The sequence below is a fragment of the Tsuneonella mangrovi genome (assembly GCF_002269345.1).
Lineage (GTDB): Bacteria > Pseudomonadota > Alphaproteobacteria > Sphingomonadales > Sphingomonadaceae > Tsuneonella > Tsuneonella mangrovi.
The window spans coordinates 1,823,454-1,845,114 of sequence record NZ_CP022889.1; the positions used below are offsets into that span (position 1 = coordinate 1,823,454).

20 protein-coding genes and 1 tRNA gene are annotated in these 21,661 nt (G+C 65.3%); 14 read left to right on the plus strand and 7 right to left on the minus strand.

The annotated features are described in order from the left end of the window. Positions 1-69: 69 nt before the first annotated feature. The gene (locus CJO11_RS08955; RefSeq protein ID WP_095012403.1) at positions 70-1,269 is read right to left on the minus strand and encodes a M20 metallopeptidase family protein; all 1,200 of its coding nucleotides are present in this window, start codon (positions 1,267-1,269) and stop codon (positions 70-72) included. A 117-nt stretch (positions 1,270-1,386) separates the two neighbouring features. Between CJO11_RS08955 and rpe the strand changes: the two genes are divergently transcribed. Genes rpe through purH form a run of 3 tightly spaced genes read left to right on the plus strand, consistent with a single transcriptional unit; the run spans position 1,387 to position 5,505 of the window. Further along, positions 1,387-2,061, plus strand: a complete 675-nt coding sequence (gene rpe, locus CJO11_RS08960) for a ribulose-phosphate 3-epimerase (protein ID WP_095012404.1) — start codon at positions 1,387-1,389, stop codon at positions 2,059-2,061. Further along, positions 2,061-3,908: a heparinase II/III family protein gene (locus CJO11_RS08965; RefSeq protein WP_095012405.1), complete on the plus strand. Its 1,848-nt coding sequence runs from the start codon at positions 2,061-2,063 to the stop codon at positions 3,906-3,908. Before rpe ends, CJO11_RS08965 begins: the two co-directional genes overlap by 1 nt. Positions 3,909-3,915: 7 nt before the next feature. Next, positions 3,916-5,505 carry a bifunctional phosphoribosylaminoimidazolecarboxamide formyltransferase/IMP cyclohydrolase gene (gene purH, locus CJO11_RS08970; RefSeq protein ID WP_095012406.1) on the plus strand — a complete coding sequence of 530 codons (1,590 nt, stop codon included), beginning with the start codon at positions 3,916-3,918 and terminating at the stop codon, positions 5,503-5,505. Between the two features lie 198 nt (positions 5,506-5,703). Here purH and CJO11_RS08975 read toward each other — a convergent pair whose 3' ends face one another. Then, on the minus strand, positions 5,704-7,383 hold the full coding sequence (locus tag CJO11_RS08975) for a phytoene desaturase family protein (protein ID WP_095012407.1): 1,680 nt from the start codon (positions 7,381-7,383) through the stop codon (positions 5,704-5,706). Between CJO11_RS08975 and CJO11_RS13285 the strand changes: the two genes are divergently transcribed. From CJO11_RS13285 to CJO11_RS08985, 3 genes are read left to right on the plus strand one after another with little or no spacing between them, the layout of a single operon-like run. Further along, on the plus strand, positions 7,368-7,517 hold the full coding sequence (locus CJO11_RS13285) for a hypothetical protein (protein WP_169829165.1): 150 nt from the start codon (positions 7,368-7,370) through the stop codon (positions 7,515-7,517). The genes CJO11_RS08975 and CJO11_RS13285 overlap by 16 nt on opposite strands. Then, complete coding sequence (gene msrA, locus CJO11_RS08980; RefSeq protein ID WP_095012408.1) at positions 7,514-8,191, plus strand: peptide-methionine (S)-S-oxide reductase MsrA; 678 nt, start codon at positions 7,514-7,516, stop codon at positions 8,189-8,191. Before CJO11_RS13285 ends, msrA begins: the two co-directional genes overlap by 4 nt. Positions 8,192-8,237: 46 nt before the next feature. After that, entirely contained in the window at positions 8,238-8,714 is a 477-nt protein-coding gene (locus tag CJO11_RS08985) for a Fur family transcriptional regulator (RefSeq protein ID WP_095012409.1), read from the plus strand. A 7-nt stretch (positions 8,715-8,721) separates the two neighbouring features. Here the strand turns inward: CJO11_RS08985 and CJO11_RS08990 are convergent, their stop codons facing one another. Beyond that, positions 8,722-9,240, minus strand: coding sequence for a GNAT family N-acetyltransferase (locus tag CJO11_RS08990; RefSeq protein WP_095012410.1), 519 nt, complete (start codon positions 9,238-9,240; stop codon positions 8,722-8,724). A 79-nt stretch (positions 9,241-9,319) separates the two neighbouring features. On the opposite strand from CJO11_RS08990, the gene dxs reads away from it, so the two are divergent. After that, positions 9,320-11,242, plus strand: coding sequence for a 1-deoxy-D-xylulose-5-phosphate synthase (dxs, locus tag CJO11_RS08995; RefSeq protein ID WP_095012411.1), 1,923 nt, complete (start codon positions 9,320-9,322; stop codon positions 11,240-11,242). 6 nt (positions 11,243-11,248) lie between these two features. Here dxs and CJO11_RS09000 read toward each other — a convergent pair whose 3' ends face one another. The 4 genes from CJO11_RS09000 to CJO11_RS09015 form a co-directional block, all read right to left on the minus strand. After that, entirely contained in the window at positions 11,249-12,406 is a 1,158-nt protein-coding gene (locus tag CJO11_RS09000) for a threonine aldolase family protein (RefSeq protein WP_095012412.1), read from the minus strand. A gap of 47 nt (positions 12,407-12,453) precedes the next feature. Then, positions 12,454-13,128, minus strand: a complete 675-nt coding sequence (locus CJO11_RS09005) for an NnrU family protein (protein ID WP_095012413.1) — start codon at positions 13,126-13,128, stop codon at positions 12,454-12,456. A gap of 84 nt (positions 13,129-13,212) precedes the next feature. Then, positions 13,213-13,704 carry an FKBP-type peptidyl-prolyl cis-trans isomerase gene (locus CJO11_RS09010; protein ID WP_095012414.1) on the minus strand — a complete coding sequence of 164 codons (492 nt, stop codon included), beginning with the start codon at positions 13,702-13,704 and terminating at the stop codon, positions 13,213-13,215. 10 nt (positions 13,705-13,714) lie between these two features. Next, positions 13,715-15,562 carry a peptide MFS transporter gene (locus CJO11_RS09015; RefSeq protein ID WP_095012415.1) on the minus strand — a complete coding sequence of 616 codons (1,848 nt, stop codon included), beginning with the start codon at positions 15,560-15,562 and terminating at the stop codon, positions 13,715-13,717. 205 nt (positions 15,563-15,767) lie between these two features. On the opposite strand from CJO11_RS09015, the gene CJO11_RS09020 reads away from it, so the two are divergent. The 7 genes from CJO11_RS09020 to CJO11_RS09050 all read left to right on the plus strand — a co-directional run bounded on the left by CJO11_RS09020 (position 15,768) and on the right by CJO11_RS09050 (position 21,535). Continuing rightward, entirely contained in the window at positions 15,768-16,115 is a 348-nt protein-coding gene (locus CJO11_RS09020) for a GntR family transcriptional regulator (RefSeq protein WP_095012416.1), read from the plus strand. A gap of 193 nt (positions 16,116-16,308) precedes the next feature. Beyond that, a complete protein-coding gene (locus CJO11_RS09025) occupies positions 16,309-16,590 on the plus strand; it encodes an integration host factor subunit beta (protein WP_095012417.1) in 282 nt (93 codons plus the stop codon). 100 nt (positions 16,591-16,690) lie between these two features. Then, positions 16,691-16,776, plus strand: a tRNA-Leu gene (locus CJO11_RS09030). Between the two features lie 137 nt (positions 16,777-16,913). Beyond that, the gene (locus CJO11_RS09035) at positions 16,914-17,564 is read left to right on the plus strand and encodes a PilZ domain-containing protein (RefSeq protein ID WP_095013320.1); all 651 of its coding nucleotides are present in this window, start codon (positions 16,914-16,916) and stop codon (positions 17,562-17,564) included. Between the two features lie 122 nt (positions 17,565-17,686). Then, positions 17,687-19,270 (plus strand): NAD(P)/FAD-dependent oxidoreductase, encoded by a 1,584-nt coding sequence (locus CJO11_RS09040; RefSeq protein ID WP_095012418.1) that lies wholly within the window; start codon positions 17,687-17,689, stop codon positions 19,268-19,270. Between the two features lie 46 nt (positions 19,271-19,316). After that, entirely contained in the window at positions 19,317-19,736 is a 420-nt protein-coding gene (locus CJO11_RS09045) for a GtrA family protein (RefSeq protein WP_095013321.1), read from the plus strand. Further along, a complete protein-coding gene (locus CJO11_RS09050; RefSeq protein ID WP_095012419.1) occupies positions 19,733-21,535 on the plus strand; it encodes a hypothetical protein in 1,803 nt (600 codons plus the stop codon). Before CJO11_RS09045 ends, CJO11_RS09050 begins: the two co-directional genes overlap by 4 nt. The last annotated feature ends 126 nt before the right edge of the window (positions 21,536-21,661 follow it).

Sequence of the window (21,661 nt, forward strand, 5' to 3'; positions counted from 1 at the left end):
GCCGCCCTCTGTCGTGGCGGATCAAGCCAAAGGTTGCCGATGAAAACCGGTTACTGCAAGGGGGTTTGCTCAGTCGAACCCGCGTTCGAGGAACCGCAGCGCACATCCGGCGAGCAGCGCCGCGCCGCGCGGCAGGGCTGCTTCGTCGACGACCATCCGCGGCGAGTGAATCGAGCAGGCATGGCGCCAGTCGTCATCGCCTTCGGCTGCGACGCCGAGGAAGAACATCGCCCCGGGGACTTCTTCCAGCAGGTAGGAAAAATCTTCCGCCCCCATGATCGGTGTGGGAAGGCCGATCCAGTGACCCGCGCCGAACAGCTCGCCGGTGACTTCGCTACCCAGTTTGACTGCACGCGGGTCGCAGATCGTTACCGGGAACCCCTGCTTCACGGTCACTTCGGCTTCGAGGCCATAGGCCTTGGCGGTCGCTTCGGCGGTTTCGGCGAGCAGGGCGTGCGCCTTTTCGCGGTGGTGCGGCGAAAGCGTGCGGATGGTGCCGCGCAGCGCCACTTCGTCGGCGATCACGTTGTGCGCGGTCCCGGCATGGATCATCGAGACCGTCACCACCACCGCATCGGCTGCGTTGAACCGGCGAGTGACCATCGCTTGCAGCGCAGTGACGATCGCGCAGGCCCCCGGCACCGGATCGTGGGTATCGTGCGGCATTGAGGCGTGCCCGCCGCGGCCCTTGACCACGATGTCGAACTGGTCGGCGGCTGCCATCAGCGGTCCGGCGCGTCCGGCGACCGCGCCGTGGCGTGCGTTGGGCATGATGTGCAGCGCGAACGCGGCCTCGGGCAACGGATCGATAAGCCCGTCGTCGAGCATGTGTCGCGCGCCGTGGAAGCCTTCCTCGCCCGGCTGGAACATGAACTGGATTTCGCCTGACAATTGATCGGCCTGGGCGGCGAGCAATTCGACCGCGCCGACCAGCATCGCGGTGTGGGTATCGTGCCCGCAGGCGTGCATCCGGCCGGGAATCGTCGAGGAAAAGTCGAGCCCGGTTTCCTCGTCCATCGGCAGTGCGTCCATGTCGCCGCGCAGCAGCACCCGCCTTCCCGGCTTGCCGCACTTGAGCGTAGCAACAGCGCCGGTGGTGTTCCCGCCCTCGCGCCAGGTCAGCGGCAGATGCGCCAGCGCGGCGCGAACCTTGGCCATCGTCTTGGGAGTTTCGAGCCCGAGTTCGGGTTCGGCATGGATGTCGCGGCGCAGCGCAACGATCTTGTCGGAGATCGCGCGGGCCGAGTCGAGCAGGTCTGGATGCAGCATGGTCAGCGGCTTACGCCATCCGGGCGGTGTGGAAAAGGCCCGCTCTCGCGCTTGTGGGGGCAATCAGGCGGGGTTAAGCGCGATTTGATAGGACGCACCCAGCCGCAAGGTCCGCCCATGCCTGCACCGTTGATTTCTCCCTCGATTCTGTCTGCCGACTTCGCCCGGCTGGGCGAGGAAGTGCGCGCTATCGACGAGGCTGGGTGTGACTGGATCCACGTCGACGTGATGGACGGGCATTATGTCCCCAATCTCACCATCGGCCCGGGCGTGGTAAAGGCGCTGCGTCCGCACACATCCAAGCCGTTCGATGTCCACCTGATGGTGAGCCCAGTCGATAACTGGCTCGAGGCGTTTGCCGATGCCGGGGCAGATATCATCACTGTCCATCCCGAGGCCGGGCCGCACGTCCATCGCACGGTTCAGGCCGTCAAGGCGCTCGGCAAGAAGGCTGGGGTCAGCCTCAATCCGGCAACCCCGGCCAAGATGCTCGACTACCTGATCGACGAGGTCGACCTGGTGTTGGTGATGAGCGTCAACCCCGGGTTCGGCGGGCAGAGCTTCATATCCAGCCAGCTGCGCAAGATCGAAGCGGTGCGCAAGATGATCGAAAAGTCCGGCCGCGCGATCCATCTCGAAGTCGACGGCGGGGTCGATGCGATCACTGCACGCCAGTGCGTCGATGCCGGAGCCGACGTGCTCGTCGCCGGATCCGCGACCTTCAAGGGCGGGCCGGAGCGTTACGCGGCGAATATCGCGGCGCTCAAGGGCGAGCAGGAGGCGATAGCCTGATGGCCGATGCGGCCACCGTCGAGACTCGCCGGGATACTGGTGCGGATGAGCCTGCGCTGCCGCTTGGCGACGGGTTCGAGGCCGATCTCGTTACCGCCAGGCAGCAGCCGGCCGAAGTGATCCAGCCTGGCCGTGCGCTGGTGCTGGCCGATTTCGCGCCGCCCCGGATCGGGGCGGGAGAGCGGCTGATCCGACTCGCGTACGGGCTCGGCGTATCGGGTTCGACGCTCACCTCACCGTTCCGCAAGCCTGCGCGCCCGCGCCTGCTGGCGACGGTCCACAGCCCGCTGGAGGGAGATCGCGCGGCGGGCATGGCGCTGCGTGCTGGGCACTTCCTGGTTCACGGAGTGAAAGCGCCGATCGGCCTGCTCGATTTCGGTCCGACTGCGCACCTGACCCAGCCGTTCGAACGCTGCGTCCACGGCTTCACCTGGTTGCGCGACCTTGCCGCCGCAGCACCGCGCGAACAGGTCGCGCCGACGGCAGAGCGGGTGTTCGCAGCATGGCTCGAAGCCAATCCGGCTCCCGGCAAGGGGGCGGCGTGGAATGTAGAACACTCTGGCTGGCGCTTGCTCGAATGGCTGGCGCACGCGCCGCTGATCCTCTCGAGCAGCGATTCGAAGGTTCGCGCCCGCAACCTCGAGGCGATCGAGGCGACCGCGCGCTGGCTCGATCGCAACATCGGCAACGCGAACGACCGGTTGGGCGAAGTCGCAGGCTGGTGCGCGATCGTCGCGGCAGGGCTGCTGCTCGCCGACGGCAAACCGCGCCGCCTGTTTGGCGAGGCCGGCCTGCTGCGCGCGCTTGGCGAACTGGTGGCGGAAGACGGCGGTGTGCTCAGTCGCAGCCCGCTGGCGCAGATCGATGCGATCATGCTGCTGACCGAGCTGCGCGCGTGCTACGCGGCGGTCAAGCGCGACCCGCCCGAAGCGCTCGATGCGATGCTCGCGCTGCTGGTGCCGCCGCTGCTCGGCCTGACCCATTCGGACGGGGGGCTTGGCTCGTGGCAAGGCGCGGGCGCGGTTTCTGCCGAGCGGATTTCGTCGCTGGTCGTGGCCAGCGGCGTGCGTACCCGTCCGCTCAAGTCAGTGCGCCAGTGGGGCTACCAGCGCGTCAGTGGCAACAAGTCGGTGCTGCTGTTCGATGCAGCGCCGCCGCCGCTCGCGCGCCACGCACGAATGGGATGTGCTTCGACGCTGGCGTTCGAGTTTTCCGCGCACGGCCAGCGGATCATGGTCAACTGCGGCGGTGCGGCGTTTGCCGGCGGGCAAGTGCCGAGCCGGATAGAACAGGGCTTGCGCGCGACCGCCGCGCATTCCACGCTCACTCTGGAAGATGCCAACTCCACTGCCGTTCTTTTGCACGGCAAGCTTGGAGCGGGCGTTACCGAGGTCGAAGTCGATCGCCGGACAATGGCGCTGGACAATGGCAAGGCCACTCGGATCGAAGCCAGCCACGATGGATATGCTGCGCGCTTCGGGCTCAATCATCGCCGCATCCTGATCATGCGCGACGACGGCAGCGAACTGCGCGGTGAGGACTTGCTGATTCCGGTCGGCAAGAAGGGCAAGCGCGGCAAGATCGGCTATGCCATCCGCTTCCATATCGGGCCGCGGATCGAACTCGGCCTGAGTGCGGACGGCAAGGGCGCGGGGCTGGCATTGCCCGACGGCAGCTATTGGCAGTTCCGCCTCGGTCAGGTAGCGGGCGACGCGAAGCTGGCGATCGAGGAAAGCCTGTGGGTCGATGGTGCAGGTCGTCCGCAGCCGATCCAGCAACTGGTGCTGCAAGGAATGACATCGCGCGGCGGAGGCACGTTCTCCTGGCTGCTCAAGAAAATGGGATGATTTTCACGTGACGGATGTAGCGATCGCTCGGGCACTTCTGTCGGTGTCCGACAAGGACGGACTTGCCGATCTCGGCGCGAAGCTGGCGAAGGGCGGGGTGGAGCTGGTCTCGACAGGCGGCACTGCGCGGGCCTTGCGCGAGGCCGGCCTGAACGTTCGCGACGTTTCCGACCTGACAGGTTTTCCCGAAATGATGGACGGACGGGTGAAGACGCTGCACCCGATGGTCCACGGCGGATTGCTCGCGGTGCGCGACGATCCCGACCACGCGGCGGCGATGGAAGCGCACGATATCGGTGCGATCGACCTCGTGGTGGTCAACCTCTACCCGTTCGTCGAAACGGTGAAGAGCGGGGCGGACCGCGACACGATCATCGAGAACATCGACATCGGCGGACCGAGCATGGTCCGCTCGGCAGCGAAGAACCACCGCTACGTGACGATCATCACCGATCCGGCCGATTACGACGAACTGCTGTCCGAACTTGCCGCCAACAATGGCGCGACGACGCTGGATTTCCGCAAGCGGATGGCGGCCAAGGCGTTTGCCGCCACGGCGGCATACGATGCAGCGATCAGCCAGTGGTTCGCCTATGCGGACCAGCAAGAGAAGTTCCCCGCGATGGTCAGCATGACCCGCGTGCTCGCAGGGCCGCTGCGCTACGGCGAAAACCCCCACCAGGACGCTGCGCTCTACTTGCCGGGCGGCCCGCATGTCGCTGGCTTGCCTCAGGCCGAACAGGTGCAGGGCAAGGCGCTCAGCTACAACAACTACAATGACGCCAATGCGGCGTTCGAACTCGCCGCCGAATTCCGCGGGCAGGACCCGGCGGTGGTTATCGTCAAGCACGCCAACCCGTGCGGCGTCGCCCAGCGCGGCACCCTGCTCGAGGCGTGGCACGACGCGCTGGCGTGCGACAGCGTGTCGGCGTTCGGCGGGATCGTCGCTACCAACGTCCCGCTCGACGGGCCGACGGCGGAGGCGATCTGCCAGATATTTACCGAAGTCGTCGTCGCTCCCGGCGCGGACGATGCGGCGAAGGCGGCATTTGCCAAGAAGAAGAACCTGCGGCTGCTGCTGACCGGCGATCTGCCCGATCCGCGCCGTCCGGGGCAGACGCTGGCGATCATCGCGGGCGGGATCCTCGTGCAGGATCGCGACAACGGCGCGATCTCGACGGACGATCTCAAGGTGGTGACCGAGCGCGCGCCGACCGAACAGGAACTCAAGGATTGCCTGTTCGCGTGGACCGTCGCGCGGCACGTCAAGTCGAACGCGATCGTCTACGCCAAGGACGGCGCGACTGCCGGGATCGGCGCGGGCCAGATGAACCGCCGCGACAGCTCGCGCATCGCCGCGATGAAGGCTGCCGAAGCGGCGGAGAAATACGGCTGGGGCCAAGCGAAGACGGTCGGAAGCGCGGTAGCGTCCGACGCGTTCTTCCCGTTTGCCGACGGCCTCCTTGCCGCCGCCGAAGCGGGCGCGACCGCAGTGATCCAGCCGGGCGGTTCGATCCGCGACGAGGAAGTGATTGCCGCGGCCAACGAAGCGGGCCTCGCGATGGTGTTCACCGGCATGCGGCATTTTCGGCATTGATTCGTTGCGCCCTCAAACGCCGGGCGCGAGCCATCCGGCTCGCTTGGCTTTCCTCGCATAAGCTCGGGCGCGCGTTCGCGCTTGCGGGCTGCTAGGCGCAGCCCGAACCATTCCCGCCATTGACCACCCCGCGAAAGTCCGATTGGCAACCAGCGCTTGAGGGTCGAAACAAGAAGGCTCAGAGGCGTGAGCGGAAAGCTAAAAGAAGCGCTTCTTCTCGCGCAGGATCGCACGGGCGCAGTTGTGCCCCGGCGCGCCGGTGACGCCGCCGCCGGGGTGGGTGCCCGATCCGCATAGCCACAGGCCTGGCACGGGGGTCTTGTAGCTGCCGACGCCGAGCGCCGGGCGGGCGGCCCACAGTTGGTCGAGGCTCATCCGCCCGTGGAAGATATCGCCGCGCCACAGCCCGAACTTGGCCTCGAGCGCGCGGGGTGTGTGGACCTGCCGATGAAGCACGAGCTGGCGGAAGCCGGGCGCGTGTGCCTCGAGCGTGTCGAACACCGCTTCGACCGCTTCGTTCTCGCGGCTCTCGGGCAAGTCGGGATCGATATGCTGGCAAAACAGGCTGGCGACATGCTGCCCGGGCGGGGCGAGGCTGTCGTCGACCATGCTCGGGATCAGCATCTCGACGATCGGTTGGCTGCTGAACCCGTTGGCGTGGGCATCACTCCACGCGCGGTCCATGTAGTCGAGGCTCGGCGCGACGATGATCCCGGCCCGAAGGTGCGTGTCGCCCGGCGGGGCATCGGTGAATTGCGGCAGGCCGGAAAGCGCCAGGTTCATCCGCAGCGAGCCCGAGCCGCCCTGGTATCCCGCCATCGCCCGCGCGAAATCCTCCGGCACCGCTTCGCGCGGCACCAGCCGGTCGAACAGCGGCTTGGGCCCGAGGTTGGCGATCACACGCTTGGCGCGGACTTCCTCGCCGTTCACAAGTCGGATGCCGACCGCGCGATCGCCTTCGACCAGCACCTGCTCGACCGGCGATCCGGTGGCGATCTCGCCGCCCGCTTCGCGCACGGCTTCGGCCATCAGTTGAGTGATCCGGCCCATCCCGCCGACGACATGGCCCCATGATCCCTTGTTGCCGTTAACCTCGCCGAACACGTGATGGAGCAGCACATAGGCGCTGCCCGGCGCATCGGGGCTGGCGTAGTTACCGACGGTCGCGTCGAACCCGAACGCGGCCTTGACCGGATCGCTTTCGAACCACTGGTCGAGCACTTCGCGCGCCGAGCGGGTGAACAGCGCCAGCACGTCGCGCTTGGCGGCGAGCGGCAGCTTGGCGACGTGGCGCGATTGCAGCGCGGCATCGATCAGACCGCGAAGTCCGCCGGTCGCGTCGGGCGGGATCCGCAGCGCAAGGTCGCGCAGAACGTCGGCGACAGTTTCGAGCATCGCAAAGTAGCCCGGCAGCGCCTCGGCATCGGCCTTCGAAAAGCGGACGAACTCGGCCTGGGTCGCTTCGAGCCCGCCGCCGAGAATCAAGTGGTCGCCGCCAAGCGGCAGGAAATTGGACACCGGGCGTTCGATCACGCGATAGCCGCGACGCTCCAGCCCCATGTCCCGAATGACCTTCGGCTGGAGCAAGCTGACCGTGTAGCTCGCGGTCGAGTTGCGGAATCCGGGTGCGAACTCTTCGGTCACCGCCGCTCCACCGACAATTTCGCGCGCTTCGACGCACTTCACCTTGAACCCGGCACGGGCGAGATAGAAGGCGCAGACCAATCCGTTGTGGCCCGCCCCGATGATCACTGCGTCGAGGATGTCCGCTCTCCCTGAACCCGGCGCAACGCCGCCATTAATCGCCTTGCAAGACCTGCCAGTGTAACCATCTGCGCGAAGCGAACGAAAGACAATCCACCATGCGCCTGTTTTCATCCGACCTCTATCGCAACTTCGCCATCGGCTTCGCGATCGGCGCGGTGATAGTGGCGGTGCATGCCGGGACAAATCCGCTCACCGACGCGGTGCCGCAGGCGCAGGCCGCGCCGCTCGTTATCCAGGCGCCGTGAAACGCGCGGCGCTCTCCCTCGCTCTGAGCGCCGTTGCTCTAGCGTCCTGCCAGCAGCCCGCGTTTGCCGGCGAAACCGTTTTCGATGCGCCCGCGGCCAAGCTGGTCGCGCACGAATCGCCGGGCCTCAAGACCGCTGTGTTCGATGGCGGATGTTTCTGGGGCGTCGAGGCGGTGTTCAGCCATGTGAAGGGCGTCACCAGCGCCGTCACCGGCTACCACGGTGGCAGCCAGGCCGACGCCAGCTATTCGCGCGTCAGCACTGGGCGCACCGGCCATGCCGAAGCGGTCAAAGTGACTTACGACCCTGCCAAGGTGCGCTACGACCAGCTGCTGCAGGTGTTCTTCTCGGTGGTGGCCGACCCGACGCTCAGGAACCGGCAAGGGCCCGACGTGGGGCCGCAATACCGCGCCGCGCTGGTGCCGATGAATGCCGAGCAGCGCGCGGTGGCCGCAGCCTACCTCAAGCAGATGCAGGCATCGGGCGTGTGGAAGCGGCCGATCGTCGCAGGCATCGAGCCCTACAAGGCATTCTACCCGGCTGAAAGCTACCACCAGGACTACGCCTTCAAGCATCCCGACTCGGGCTATATCCGGGCATGGGATGCGCCCAAGGTGACTGCCCTCAGCCGCATGTTCCCGCAGCTCTACAAGGCGCGCTATACCCAGGGTTGAGCGAGCTGTCTGGCATTGCCGGCTTTCGCGCATTACATGAGTGCGCATGGCGACCCATCATCATCACTCGCACCATGAGCATTCGGGCATCGCGTTGATCGATGCGGCGCGGGATGCACTGATCGAATCGGGCGAACAGTGGACCGATTTGCGCGCCGATGTATTCGGCGAGCTTGCGCGCTATGCGTCCCCGGCGTCGGCCTACGACATTGCGGACGGCGTTTCCGCCAAGCGTGGCAAGCGCATTGCGCCCAATTCGATTTACCGCATCCTCGACCTGTTCGTGGCCAACAACCTCGCGATGCGGGTCGAATCGAGCAATGCCTATCTCGCCAACTCGCACCCCGGGTGCCTGCATGACTGCATCTTCCTGGTGTGCGACGAATGCGGCGAAGCGACCCACCTCGATGACGATGCCGTGAGTGCGAAGGTGCGCGCTCTGGCCGAAGCCGCCAATTTCAAGCCCGATCGCCCGGTGATCGAAATTCGCGGGCTGTGCGCCAGCTGCCGTCCGAAGGCGTGACTTCTCGCTAGAGCGGTTTGCCCATGCGGATCAACGGCACGCGGTCCTCGACCCGCTCGATCGGTTCGTATCCCGCCACCTTGTAGAGCGGCTCGCCCGAAAGCGTCGCCATCAATTCGACCCGGTCGAAACCCGCCCTGCGCGCTTCGGCCTCGCATTGCTCCAGCACCGCCTTGCCAACCCCACGCCGGGCGAACGCCGGATCGGTGTACATCGCCCGGATGCGCGCGGCTTCGCTGGCCGGGTCGAGCAGTCGCGGCTCGCGCAAGTGCGTGCTGTGATCGCCGCCATAGAGGGTGGCGCGTTTGCTCCATCCGCCGCACCCGGCGACTTCGCCCTCGAGTTCGGCGATCCAGTAAGTCCGGTCCTTCACCAACTGGCGATCTAGCCCCATGACCTCGCGGCTGGCTTCGATCTGTTCGGGGTCGAGGAAACCCTTCTGCAAATGCGTGATTGCCCGGTCCATCAGCGCATCGAGCACCGGCAGGTCGGCTTCGGTCGCTACGCGCATCTTCGGCTTGCTCATCGCTCACCGCATAGCACCGTCGGCGATTGCAGTCCTCACGAGAATCGACAGCGAATTATTGTTCGGCTAAGCGCATTTGATGGCCGATAGTCCACCGACTCCCCTGCTCGATACCGTCAATACGCCCGTCGATCTGCGCAAGCTCGAAGCGGGCCAATTGCGCCAATTGGCGGACGAATTGCGCGCCGAAATGATCAGCGCAGTCGGCGCGACCGGCGGGCACCTGGGATCCGGGCTGGGCGTGGTCGAGCTGACCACCGCGATCCACTACGTGTTCAACACGCCGGACGACCGCCTGATCTGGGATGTCGGCCACCAGGCGTACCCGCACAAGATCCTCACCGGGAGGCGCGACCGAATCCGCACGCTGCGCCAGGGCGGCGGGCTCAGCGGGTTCACCAAGCGCAGCGAAAGCGAATACGATCCGTTCGGCGCGGCGCATTCCTCGACTTCGATCAGCGCGGCGCTCGGCTTTGCGGTGGCCAACAAGCTGTCCGACGCGCCGGGCAAGGCGATCGCGGTGATCGGCGATGGCGCGATGAGCGCCGGGATGGCCTACGAAGCGATGAACAACGCCGAACAGGCGGGCAACCGGCTGGTGGTGATCCTCAACGACAACGACATGTCGATTGCCCCGCCGGTCGGCGGGCTGAGCGCCTATCTCGCGCGGATGGTGTCTTCCAGCGAGTATCTCGGGTTGCGCAGCCTTGCCTCCAAACTGGCCAAGAAGCTCTCGCGCAGGGTCCATCACGGGCTCGAAAAGGCGGAGGAATACACCCGCGGGATGGTCACCGGCGGGACGTTGTTCGAGGAGCTGGGATTCTACTACGTGGGCCCGATCGACGGCCACAACCTCGACCACTTGATCCCGGTGCTGGAAAACGTGCGCGACAGCGAGCAGGGGCCGATCCTGGTCCATGTCGTGACGCAAAAGGGCAAGGGCTACGCCCCGGCCGAGAACAGCGCCGACAAGTACCACGGGGTCGCCAAGTTCGATGTCGTTACCGGCGAGCAGAAGAAGAGCGCGGGCGGTCCGCCCGCTTACCAGAACGTGTTCGGCGAAACGCTCGCCAAGCTGGCCGACAGCGACCAGCGGATATGTGCGATCACCGCCGCGATGCCGAGCGGCACCGGGGTCGACAAGTTTGCCAAGGCCCACCCGGACCGGGCGTTCGATGTCGGGATTGCCGAACAGCATGCGGTGACTTTCGCCGCCGGCCTGGCCGCGCAGGGAATGCGCCCGTTCGCGGCGATCTATTCCACGTTCCTCCAGCGTGCGTTCGACCAGGTGGTGCACGACGTGTGCATCCAGAACCTGCCGGTCCGCTTTGCGATCGACCGCGCGGGGCTGGTCGGGGCCGACGGGGCGACTCACGCCGGCTCGTTCGACATTACATACCTCGCCACGCTGCCAAACATGGTGGTGATGGCTGCGGCGGACGAGGCGGAACTGGTCCACATGACCTACACCGCCGCCGAATACGACGCCGGGCCGATCGCGTTCCGCTATCCGCGCGGCGCGGGGGCCGGGGTTGCGCTGCCCGATACGCCCGAACTGCTCGAAATCGGCAAGGGACGGATCGTCAAGGAGGGCAGCAAGATTGCGCTGCTCAGCCTCGGCACCCGGCTTGCCGAAGCGATGAAGGCAGCCGAACAGCTCGACGCCAAAGGTCTTCCGACCACGGTTGCCGACCTGCGCTTCGCCAAGCCGCTCGATACTGAGCTGATCGACAAGCTGATGCGCACGCATGAGGTCGTGGTGACGGTGGAAGAAGGCAGCATCGGCGGCCTCGGCGCCCACGTGCTGACACATGCCAGCGACGAAGGCCTGACCGATACCGGCCTGAAGATCCGCACGATGCGCTTGCCCGACCTGTTCCAGGACCAGGACGCGCCCGAAAAGCAGTACGATGAAGCCGGCCTCAACGCGCCGCAGATCGTCGATACGGTGCTGAAGGCGCTGCGCCACAACAGTGCCGGAATCGAGGAAGCGCGGGCCTAAGCCCGCTCAGGGCTTTGCGAACAACATCGCGATCGCGGCGGCCAGCTCGTCGTCACCGAGCGTAAGGCTTGCAGGGCCCATCGACAGTTCGGTGCGCGCGGCGGTTTCGCCTTCGACCGGCTTCAACGTGTTGAACAGCCAGATACCGGTTTCGCGCGCAACATGGTCGCGGGCGGCGAGCAAGTCGTCGACCTCGCCGGAGAGCTTCAAGTGGAACATACTCGTCTGCGGCGGGTCGGGCAGGGCGCTCGCCTGCGGGTGCGCGCTGAACATGGCGGCGACTTCACGGGCGCGCTCGACCAGCCGCGGCATCCGCTCGATGCAATCGGCAAGATGCAGTCGGGCCGAAATCACATTGCCCATCGCGGTATAGAGCGTGCCGCCTTGCCGCCGCTGCCAGATTGCGGCCTCCTCGATGAATTCACGCGGGCCGAGCAGCATGGCGCCGGGTAGCGCACCAACATCCTTGTAGAATGAGATGTAGACCGAATCGAACAGCGCGGCGATGTCGGCCAAGCTGCGGCCATAGGCCGGCGCGGCTTGCCATACTCTAGCACCGTCGAGGTGCAGCCGGATGTTCTCGGCGCGGCACAGATCGCTCAGCGTGACCAGTTCTTCCCACGACGGCAGCTGTCCGCCGATCTCACGCGCCGGCAGTTCGACCAGCAGGCTGGCGATGCCGGTTTCATGTGCTGCGCCGCCGGGTCCGATCAGCGCCTTCACGTCATTGGCGGTGGTCGGCCGATCTGCGTTACCGAGCAGGTGTGCGGTCAGGCCGTGCAGTTCGCGGACCCCATGCTCCTCGTGCAGTTCGAGGTGCGAGGTCGGATGGAACGCGGTCACCGGATTGCTTGCATGGTCGCTCCAGATGCGCAGCGCGATCGGCTGGGCCATGCAGCCCGAAGGCATGAAGCGCGCAGCGGGCATATCGAACAGTTCTGCGAGGTCGCCCTCGAACTCCTCGACCAGCGCGCCGGTGCCGTAGTTATCCGGCTGCACCCCGGCGACGAATTCCTCGCCCGAATCGTGCCGCCCGTTGGCGCGCAGCCATGTCGCTATGGCTTCGAACTCGTCTGCGGGGTTGAGCGGTCCGGCCCCATAGAGATGGCGGGAGGTCAGCCGCAGGCGGGTGCGTTCGGCTTCTAGGGCTTCGGTTTGGTCCATGCTCCGCCCATTGCGGACTGGCTGCGCCTATCGCAAGGGCTCTCGGGTCAGAACCAGCGCCAGATTCCTGCCGCGATGCCAGCGCCGGGCATATGCGCGAAGGTCACTGCCAGCCACAGCACCAGTCCAGCGAGCCACAGGCCCCACCCCGCGCTGAGCAGGTTGCCCCATTGCGGCCAGTAGCTGGTGCGCGCTTCCCAGCCCGCCCAGGCGTCGCCCAGCAAAGCTTCCTTCTTGCGATCCTGCATATGCGCACCAACCAGCGCAAGGAACGTGATCGCGACAGCCACTATCAGGGTGCGCACGTCCCACCACAGCACGATATGGGCGATGCCCCACAGCGCAAACCCCCACATCATCGGGTGGCGGGTAACCGCGAACGCACCTGTCGGAGCGCGGTCGATCGTGGTCGGAGCCTTGGGGTTGGGCATTGCCGGGTTCTTCACCAGCGAGCCGAGGAACAGTACCAGAGCGGGCAGCGTCAATACGGTCGCGACGATCCAGCCGATCTCGCCCGATCCCGGCAAGTCGCCTTCAGGTGCTGCGCGGAACTCCATGACCATCCATACAAACGTCGCCAAGGAAACCAGCGAATAGACCCCCATGAAACCGGTCTCGCCGACCGCGCCGACCAGCGGCGCGCGCAGCGGGTGCGACAGTGCGAAATGTGTGCCGACGAAGGCAATTGCAGCGGCGAGCAGCAAGGTGTTGGCAGGGTCCATCGGCGGTCTCCCGTGTGGGCGGAGGGCTGCGTCCGCTCCGTTCCCGGAAAGGTGCCACGTCGCACGATCGGCGGCAAGCGCGCGTTACTTCTCGCCGATTCCCGTGAGCTCGACCGTAAACAGCAGCGTCGCCCCGCCCGGAACCGGCCCCTTGCCCTTCGGCCCGTAGGCAAGCGCGGCGGGCGAGGCGATCTCGATCGTGTCGCCCACGCCCATCTGCGGGATCGCCTCCTGCCAGGCCGGAACCAGCGCGGCGAGAGGGAAAGTGACGGGTTTGCCTTCGGACGTATCGACCACCGTCCCGTCGGTGAGGCTGGCGGTGTAGCTCACGCTGACGATGTCGCTGGCGGTGGGGTGCGGGCCCGAGCCGTCGCCTGAGACGCGCTTCCACAGCAGCCCGCCGGGTAGCGCTTGCCATCCGGGTTGCGCCGCCCGCTCCGTGAGTGCCGCCTGCTGGCTCGCCGTCCACGCGCCGTCTTGCGCGCTATGCCCCAGCTCCACCGCGCGCAATGTGATGAATGCGAACACCGCTATGGCTGCCGCACCCACGGCAAGCAGCGCCGACCGGTCGATCATGTTTGCCTTCCTATCCCCTCGTCGCCGGATGCGCGCCAGGGGCCATCGGCTCGCCGACTTCGCCTTCGCCCTCGAGCGCGTCGGACACGTTGTCGTCGCGCAGTGTGTCGAGGTGCATCAGCTTCTTGACCAGCGGGCTTACCACCATCACCGCTATGCCCACGCCGACCGCGAGCAACCCGATCTGCCAGTACACGTCGAGCGCGCCCTGGCGAGTGATCGTGCCGTGATCGCCTTCACCCATGACCGAGCCGAGGAAGCCTGCGAAATAGTTGCCGCCCGCGGTGCCGAAGAACCACGCGGCCATCATCAGGCTGGCCATATGACGCACCGAGAGCCGGTTCATTGCCGAGAGGCCGACAGGGGAGAGGCACAGCTCGCCGGTGGTCGACAGCAGGTAGAACAGGAAGATGAAGACAACCGGCACCATTGCCGTGCCAACCGCTTCCGCGCCCCACACGAGGACCACGAAGGCGAGGCCCATCTGGACGATACCGAGACCCATCTTGGCCGGGGTCGAAGGCTCCCACCCGCGCTTGACGAGGAATTGCCACAACGCGGCGAACACCGGGCCGAGCAGGATGATGTAGATCGGGTTGATCGACTGGAACAGCGATGCGGGGACGCCCTGCCGGTCGACAAAGCGATCTGTGAACAGGTTGATCGAGCCGCCCGCCTGTTCGAACAGGCCCCAGAACACCGGCTGCAGCAGGATGAAGAAGATCATCGCGAATACCCGGTCGCGTGCGTTGTTTGGTGTCGAACGCGCTTCGAGAATGCAGGCTACAAAAATGGCAACGAGGCCTAGTATCCCTGCGCCAACAGCAATCGGACTTGTCGAACCCAGCCTGATCAGCAAGGCGACGCTCAAGAACAGGACTGCAACGCCACCATAGAAAATCGACTTCGACGATCCAGTGGGCAATAAACCTCTGTCGTCGGGAAGCCGATAAAGGGCTTCCCTGAGAACGTAGCTTAGAAGGGCGATCCCGGAAGCGAGCATCAGCCAGCCGACCACCGACTGGTACTGGATCAGCAGCCAGATCACCGCCACGCCGACGAACCCGGCGACATAGACGAACCATTCGAGGTTCATCCCGGCGATCTTTTGCTTGAGCCGGGCAGGCGCGGGCGGTTCGCCCTGGCCCATCAGCAGCGGCTTGCCGATCACGAATACCACGAGGCCCAGCAGCATGCCGAAGCCCGCCGCGCCGAAGCCGTAGGACCAGCCGATCGTCTCGCCGAGGTAACCCGCGATGATCGTGCCGATCGCCGCCCCGACGTTAATCCCGATGTAGAAGATCGTGTAGGCGCTGTCGCGGCGCACGTCGGTGCGCGGATAGAGCTGGCCGACGATGACCGAGATGTTCGCCTTGAGGAAGCCCGATCCGACAATGATAAAGCTCAGCGCCAGCCAGAACACGTTGATCGCCGGGTTGTTCTGGTAGCCGGCTGCGGCATCGCCCTCGAACGCCATGAAGAAGTGCCCCATGGTCAGCAGGATCGCGCCGAACAGCACCGCCTTGCGCTGGCCCAGGTAACGGTCTGCCAGCCAGCCGCCAAGCACCGGAGTGATATAGACGAGGCTGGTATAGGCGCCGTAGATGATCGTCGCGCTGCCGTCTGAATAGAGCCAGTGCTTGACGAGGTAGAGCGTCAGCAGCGCGCGCATCCCGTAGTAGGAAAAGCGCTCCCACATCTCGGCGAAGAACAGGACGTAAAGTCCTTTCGGATGGCCGGCGAATTCCGGCTCCTTGCGCGACACCGCGTAAGCTCCGATTGCCAGGAACACGATCAGCGCGACCGAGGCGATCGCGACGATCCAGTCGCTCTCGTCCCACAAACCCATTGGCTTCATTATGGAATCCCCAAAAGTCCTTGTGCCTGCCCGCAAGGGCAGTCTCTCCTCGCCGCGCACCCTAGCGAGAGAATCGTCCATGTGAAGAGCTAGTTTCAAGCGTAACCGGGGTTTCCCGCGTTTGAACGGCCGGCGCGTCGCGATACGAAGGTTGACGCGCAACGCTGTATTATGGCACTGATGCACCTTACATAAGGAAATGCTCATGAACCAGCAAAGTCGCCCGGTCTATCTCAAGCTGCGTGACCTGATCGCCGCAGCGATCATCGAAGGGCGCTATGCAGAGGGTGAAATGCTGCCGTCGGTCCGGGCGTTCGCGGCGGAGCAAGGTGCCAACCCGCTGACCGTTGCCAAGGCTTACCAGCAGTTCCAGGCTGATGGACTGGTCGAAGTGCAGCGCGGTGTAGGCATGTATGTCGTCGAGGGGGCGGCTGAGAAGCTGCGGCAGGCCGAACGCGATCGCTTCGTGACGCAGGAGTGGCCCGAGATTCATGCCCGGATTCACCGCCTCGGGCTCGATGCGCGTGAATTGCTGGCGTTCACAGATGGTTGAGTCGTTAGGCCACGGTTATCCGGCGATATCAAATTGTATATTTCGGCCAACTCGGCGTTGCGTCCACGAAGTTTAGCTGGCAGAATTATGACATCGAACGAGCTTGGGGTCGTCGATGGACATCGCAGGGTTGGCTATCGGGTTCGGTCGCACATGGTGGGCTGGTCGCGATCGGGAGGGAGTCTAGGTTGACATGATCAGATCCGAATTGCTGCAGGCAATGGCGAAGGACAATCCGGAGCTGCGTGCCGAAGAGGTCGAGCAGGTCGTCGATATCTTCTTCGACGAGATCGCCCAACGGCTGTCCGAAGGCGGGCGTGTGGAGTTGCGCGGTTTCGGCGCGTTCTCGACCCGCGATCGTGGGGCCCGCAAGGGCCGCAATCCGCGCACCGGCGAAGCGGTCGACGTTCCGGCCAAGAAGGTTCCGTACTTCAAGCCCGGCAAGGAAATGCGCCGCGTCATCAACGACGCCTGAGCAGCAGCGCCGACATCGCAAATTCCTTGACCAGCGGTGAGGCGTTTGCCGCGTGGCAATTGCGCCTGACCCGCTGTGTCGCTAGTCCCGCGCGGTCTGTGCGGGTGTGGCGGAATCGGTAGACGCCGGGGACTTAAAATCCCCTGACCTTCGGTCGTGCGGGTTCGAGTCCCGCCACCCGCACCAGCATTGGCCCAAGCCGCCGGCCTTGGTAAACGCTTGCCTAGGAATTCCCTCTTAACCCGATGGTAAGCGAGTCTCGACGACATTGCGCTTAGGAACGGGCTTGTAGATCCACGCGGATTGCAAGGGGAATGGGGTCGATGAACAGCAAGACTTGCGCCACTGATGCGGCTGCCGAGACAGATGCATGCGAGGAGCGCAAAGCACAGCGTTACACGCTGTTGATCCGCGCGGCCAAGCTTGTCTGCACGCAGGGCGAGTTCGTGTGCGTGATCCGCGATGTTTCCGACACCGGGGTCAGTCTGCGCACCTTTCATGCCATTCCCGATTGCGAGCCGTTGGTGCTCGAGCTGCAGACCGGCGAAAGCTATACGCTGGCAAAAGTCTGGCAGCGCGGCAACGAGGCCGGTTTCACCTTCGAAGCTTCGGTCGACGTGGACGCATTCGTCGCCGAAGTCGGGCAGTATCCCAAACGCCAGTTGCGCTTGCCGCTTTCGTTCCCGGTAGAACTCGACATCGGGACGCAGCGTATAAACGGGGAACTCCACAACCTGTCGCAGCAGGGCGCACGGATCACCTGCCCGTTGCGGCTGGCGATCGCCCAGCCGGTAAGGCTCGTCACCAATGCATTGCCGGAGGTTCGCGCCCGGGTGCGCTGGCGTAGCGAAGACGAATTCGGGATCGCGTTCGACGATACCTTTACCTTGCGCGACCTGGCGCTGATCGCAGCGCGGATCCAGTGCCCCGCGCTGCTGACCGAACCGGATTGCGCTGCCAGCCTGCGCAGTTGACGACGCAGCGCGGGCCCGGAGCGCACGAAATCTCCGGAAACCATCGCTGTTTCCGCCGTCCGTTTACCTTCTCCTAACCAATTTCCTTCACTCCCCGACAAGAACGCAAGACGGGGGGCTCAATGACAACTGCGGACACGCACGAGATCGAGGTAGACGTTGCCATTGTCGGCGCCGGGCCGGCAGGCCTGACGGCAGGTTACCTGCTGACCAAGGCCGGCAAGTCGGTCGCGATCATCGAGCAGGATGCGACCTATGTCGGCGGCATCAGCCGCACGGTCGAGCATGATGGCTACCGCTTCGATATCGGGGGGCACCGGTTCTTCTCGAAGAGCGCAGCTGTCGTCGACCTGTGGAACGAGATCCTGCCGGACGATTTCATCCAGCGCCCGCGAATGAGCCGCATCTATTACGAAGGCAAATTCTACAGCTATCCGCTGCGCGCGTTCGAGGCCTTGTGGAACCTCGGAATACTGCGCTCGAGTGCGTGTATGGCGAGCTATGCCTGGTCGAAGGTATTCCCCAAGCGCGATGTGAAAAGCTTCGAAGACTGGACCAGCAACCAGTTTGGCAAGAAGCTCTATTCGATCTTCTTCAAGACCTACACCGAGAAGGTGTGGGGAATGCCGTGCAACGAAATGAGCGCGGATTGGGCGGCCCAGCGGATCAAGGGTCTCAGCCTGTGGGGCGCGGTGATCGACGGGCTCAAGCGCAGCCTTGGCCTCAACAAGAAGCCCAACGACGGGCAGGCGGTGAAGACTCTGCTCGAAACCTTCCGCTACCCGCGGCTCGGCCCGGGCATGATGTGGGATGCTGCGCGCGACAAGATCGTTGCCAGCGGCAAGGGCCAGGTGCTGATGGGGCACGCAATGGACCAACTCGCGGCTGACGGGCAGGGCGGCTGGCGCCTCACCGCCAACGGACCCGAGGGCAAAGCCACAATCCGCGCGGCCCATGCGATTAGCTCCGCCCCGATGCGCCAGCTGGCGCGGCGCCTGCACCCGCTGCCCGAAAGCACGCTACAGGCGAGCGACCTCAAGTACCGCGATTTCCTGACCGTGGCGCTGATGGTCGAAGGCGAAGACCTGTTCCCCGACAACTGGATCTACATCCACGACAGCAAGGTGCAAGTCGGCCGCGTGCAGAACTTCCGCAGCTGGTCGCCCGAGATGGTGCCCGATGCGAACATGGCGTGCGTCGGCCTCGAGTATTTCTGCTTCGAAGGCGACGGGCTGTGGTCGATGGACGACGCCGACCTGGTCGCGCTGGCGACGAAGGAAATGGACATTCTCGGCCTACTCGATCCGGCGAAGGTCCGCGGCGGCACGGTGGTGCGCCAGGAAAAGGCCTACCCGGTTTACGACGAGACTTACGCCGAGAACGTCGAGGCGATGCGTAGCGAACTGGAGGCCAAGCATCCGACGCTGCACTTGGTCGGGCGCAACGGGATGCATCGCTACAACAACCAGGACCATGCGATGATGACCGCGATGCTGACGGTGGAGAATATCCTCGCCGGCAAGCGGCTCTACGATACCTGGTGCGTCAACGAAGATGCCGAATATCACGAAGCGGGCGACGAAGGCGCGGAAAAGGCGCTGCCCGCTCGCGAGACCACTGTCGCGCCGACCCCGGACCAGGCGGCTGCACTCGCATCGGTGCGCGACGTCCCCGAACGGATCAAGGACGGACGCGAGGCGGCGTGATGCGCATCTCCCGGCCAGCCGTTCTCCTGAAGGTATGAACCCGGCGATGGTTCAGGCGATTATCCGGATGTGTGACCAGCGCGTCGTCCGCTACGGCGCAGCGAGTGTGATCGCGCTCGGGATCGACATGGGCAGCTTCCTGCTGCTGCTGTCGCTCGGGATCGCCGCGACGATCGCCTCGGCGATCGGCTATTCGCTCGGTATCGTCGCCCATTGGCTCGTTTCGAGCCGTGCGGTGTTCACTGACAGCGTTGCCGAACGCGGGCCCGAACGCACCCGCCAGAAAGCGCTTTTCGTCGGTTCCGCCCTCCTCGGCCTGGGATTGACGACTGCGATCGTCGGGCTTGGCGGATTGGCCGGGTTCGATCCGCGCATCGCCAAGCTGGTGGCGATCGTCGCCAGTTTCGCGACCACCTGGCTGCTGCGCAACCACCTGATCTTCCGCGCACCCGGAATTCGGGCATGAGCGAACCGGTGCCTCACGGCCATGCCGGGCCGATGCCGCGCCAGCTCTATGGCCGGCTGGCGCTGGGGTGGCTGGCGGTGTGCGCACTGTTTATCCTCGCGAGCGCCGGGGCGATCGCCCACTGGCGTTTCCCCGATCCCGACGACACGCTTCGACTGGTCCAAGTGCGCGACCTGCTCGCGGGCCAAGGCTGGTACGATCTCGTCCAGCACCGTCTCGACGCGCCCGATGGCGGCGTGCCGATGCACTGGTCGCGGTTGGTCGATGTCCCGATAGCGCTGGCGATCCTCCTCGCCCGCCCGTTCCTCGGTGAAGGCGGCGCGGAAGGGTTCGCGCTGATCTTTGTGCCGCTGGTGACTTTCGGCGTCGCGATGGTCTTGCTTGCGCGCTTCGCTTGGCGCCACCTCGAACGCGACGACATTTTCTACGTCTGCGTGGCGTTCGCGATGTCGGTTCCGGTGATGGCGCAGCTCCGCCCGCTGCGGATCGACCATCACGGCTGGCAGATCGTCTGCGCGCTCGTTGCGGTCAATGCGCTGATGTCGCGAAGCCCGCGGATCGGCGGGTGGGTGGTCGGCGCTGCGCTCGCGACATGGCTGTCGATCTCGATCGAGGGCTTGCCCTTGGCCGCAGCGATCTGCGGCGTTGCCGCGCTGCGTTGGCTGCGCGAGGACGGCGAAAGCACCTGGTTCGTCGCGACCATACAAGGCCTCGGCGCAGCGAGCGTTATCCTGTTCGCCGCCACGCGCGGGACCGCCGACGTGATCGAACATTGCGACGCCATTTCGCCGATCCACGTGGGAATTTTCGTCGCCGGCGCGCTCGGCGCGACCGCGCTTGGTCGGTTGCGCAACCCGCCCGTCGCCGTGCGGCTCGCCGGACTGGGAGGCTTGGCAGCGATGGCGCTGGCGATACTGTGGCTGGTCGCCCCGCAATGCACCAGCGGGGCATTCATCGGGCTCGATCCGCTGGTCGACAAATACTGGTACGCCAATGTTACCGAAGGCCTGCCGATCTGGCGTCAGGACATCTCGACCGCTGCCGGGATCCTGGTCCCTGGAGTGATTTCGCTGTGGGCTACGCTGCAGTTGGCGCGTCTTTCGTCCGGTTCGGCCCGCCGCTGGTGGCAAGACTATGGCCTGATGCTGTTGGCCTCGTTCGCAATTGCCGTACTGGTGGCTCGCGCAGGCGCAGTGTTGGGGGCGCTCGCCGCCGTTCCGATCGGCTGGCAGGTGCGTCGCTGGCTGATCGCGCTGCGCAGCGTCCGCAATCCCGCCCGCCGCTCGTTCGCGCTCGCGAGCATCGCGGTGGCGCTGGTCCCGACCGCGCCGGTGACGCTGGTCGGGCTGGTCGTCCCCGCGCGCGCCTTCGCGGCGCTGGGCAGCGAGGATCCCGCACTCGCTCCCCCGAAGGTTTCGGACTGCGACCTCGCCCAAGGCGCGCGAGTGCTCGACAAGCTACCTCGTGGAGAAATTCTCTCGCCGCTCGATATCGCTCCGGAGTTGCTCTACCGCACCCGCCAGACCGTCATCGCCAGCGGCCACCACCGCGGTGCAAAGGCGATGCACGTGACGATTGCCACGTTCCTGGCGACACCAGATGATGCGCATGGCACATTGGTGCAACGCGGCACCCGCTACGTCGCGATCTGCCCCGATCTCAATGAACCCCAGCTCTATCGTGAAGGCAGCCCGCATGGCCTGATGGCCGATATCCTCGCGGACAAGGCACCGAAGTGGATGAACCCGGTGCGGGTGCGCGGTGACGGCAGCCTCGAAATCTGGCGAATCGAGAGCTGAGCACGCCTCATGACGCTCGTCGGGTGCCCATGTCGCCCGTCGAGTGGCCGATTGCCCGAACCGACACGCAAGTCTATGCGCCATTGGGAGGTCCGGCGCTTGCGCTAGGTGACCTATGCGTGTAAC

Excerpts from the sequence above, each read along its gene's own strand:
- CJO11_RS08955 (WP_095012403.1), bottom strand. The coding sequence starts at position 1,269 with ATGCTGCATCCAGACCTGCTCGACTCGGCCCGCGCGATCTCCGACAAG.
- rpe (WP_095012404.1), top strand. The coding sequence starts at position 1,387 with ATGCCTGCACCGTTGATTTCTCCCTCGATTCTGTCTGCCGACTTCGCC.
- CJO11_RS08965 (WP_095012405.1), top strand. The coding sequence starts at position 2,061 with ATGGCCGATGCGGCCACCGTCGAGACTCGCCGGGATACTGGTGCGGAT.
- CJO11_RS13285 (WP_169829165.1), top strand. The coding sequence starts at position 7,368 with ATGCGCCTGTTTTCATCCGACCTCTATCGCAACTTCGCCATCGGCTTC.
- CJO11_RS08975 (WP_095012407.1), bottom strand. The coding sequence starts at position 7,383 with ATGAAAACAGGCGCATGGTGGATTGTCTTTCGTTCGCTTCGCGCAGAT.
- CJO11_RS08985 (WP_095012409.1), top strand. The coding sequence starts at position 8,238 with ATGGCGACCCATCATCATCACTCGCACCATGAGCATTCGGGCATCGCG.
- CJO11_RS08990 (WP_095012410.1), bottom strand. The coding sequence starts at position 9,240 with ATGAGCAAGCCGAAGATGCGCGTAGCGACCGAAGCCGACCTGCCGGTG.
- dxs (WP_095012411.1), top strand. The coding sequence starts at position 9,320 with ATGGCCGATAGTCCACCGACTCCCCTGCTCGATACCGTCAATACGCCC.
- CJO11_RS09000 (WP_095012412.1), bottom strand. The coding sequence starts at position 12,406 with ATGGACCAAACCGAAGCCCTAGAAGCCGAACGCACCCGCCTGCGGCTG.
- CJO11_RS09005 (WP_095012413.1), bottom strand. The coding sequence starts at position 13,128 with ATGGACCCTGCCAACACCTTGCTGCTCGCCGCTGCAATTGCCTTCGTC.
- CJO11_RS09010 (WP_095012414.1), bottom strand. The coding sequence starts at position 13,704 with ATGATCGACCGGTCGGCGCTGCTTGCCGTGGGTGCGGCAGCCATAGCG.
- CJO11_RS09015 (WP_095012415.1), bottom strand. The coding sequence starts at position 15,562 with ATGAAGCCAATGGGTTTGTGGGACGAGAGCGACTGGATCGTCGCGATC.
- CJO11_RS09020 (WP_095012416.1), top strand. The coding sequence starts at position 15,768 with ATGAACCAGCAAAGTCGCCCGGTCTATCTCAAGCTGCGTGACCTGATC.
- CJO11_RS09025 (WP_095012417.1), top strand. The coding sequence starts at position 16,309 with ATGATCAGATCCGAATTGCTGCAGGCAATGGCGAAGGACAATCCGGAG.
- CJO11_RS09035 (WP_095013320.1), top strand. The coding sequence starts at position 16,914 with ATGAACAGCAAGACTTGCGCCACTGATGCGGCTGCCGAGACAGATGCA.
- CJO11_RS09040 (WP_095012418.1), top strand. The coding sequence starts at position 17,687 with ATGACAACTGCGGACACGCACGAGATCGAGGTAGACGTTGCCATTGTC.
- CJO11_RS09045 (WP_095013321.1), top strand. The coding sequence starts at position 19,317 with ATGGTTCAGGCGATTATCCGGATGTGTGACCAGCGCGTCGTCCGCTAC.
- CJO11_RS09050 (WP_095012419.1), top strand. The coding sequence starts at position 19,733 with ATGAGCGAACCGGTGCCTCACGGCCATGCCGGGCCGATGCCGCGCCAG.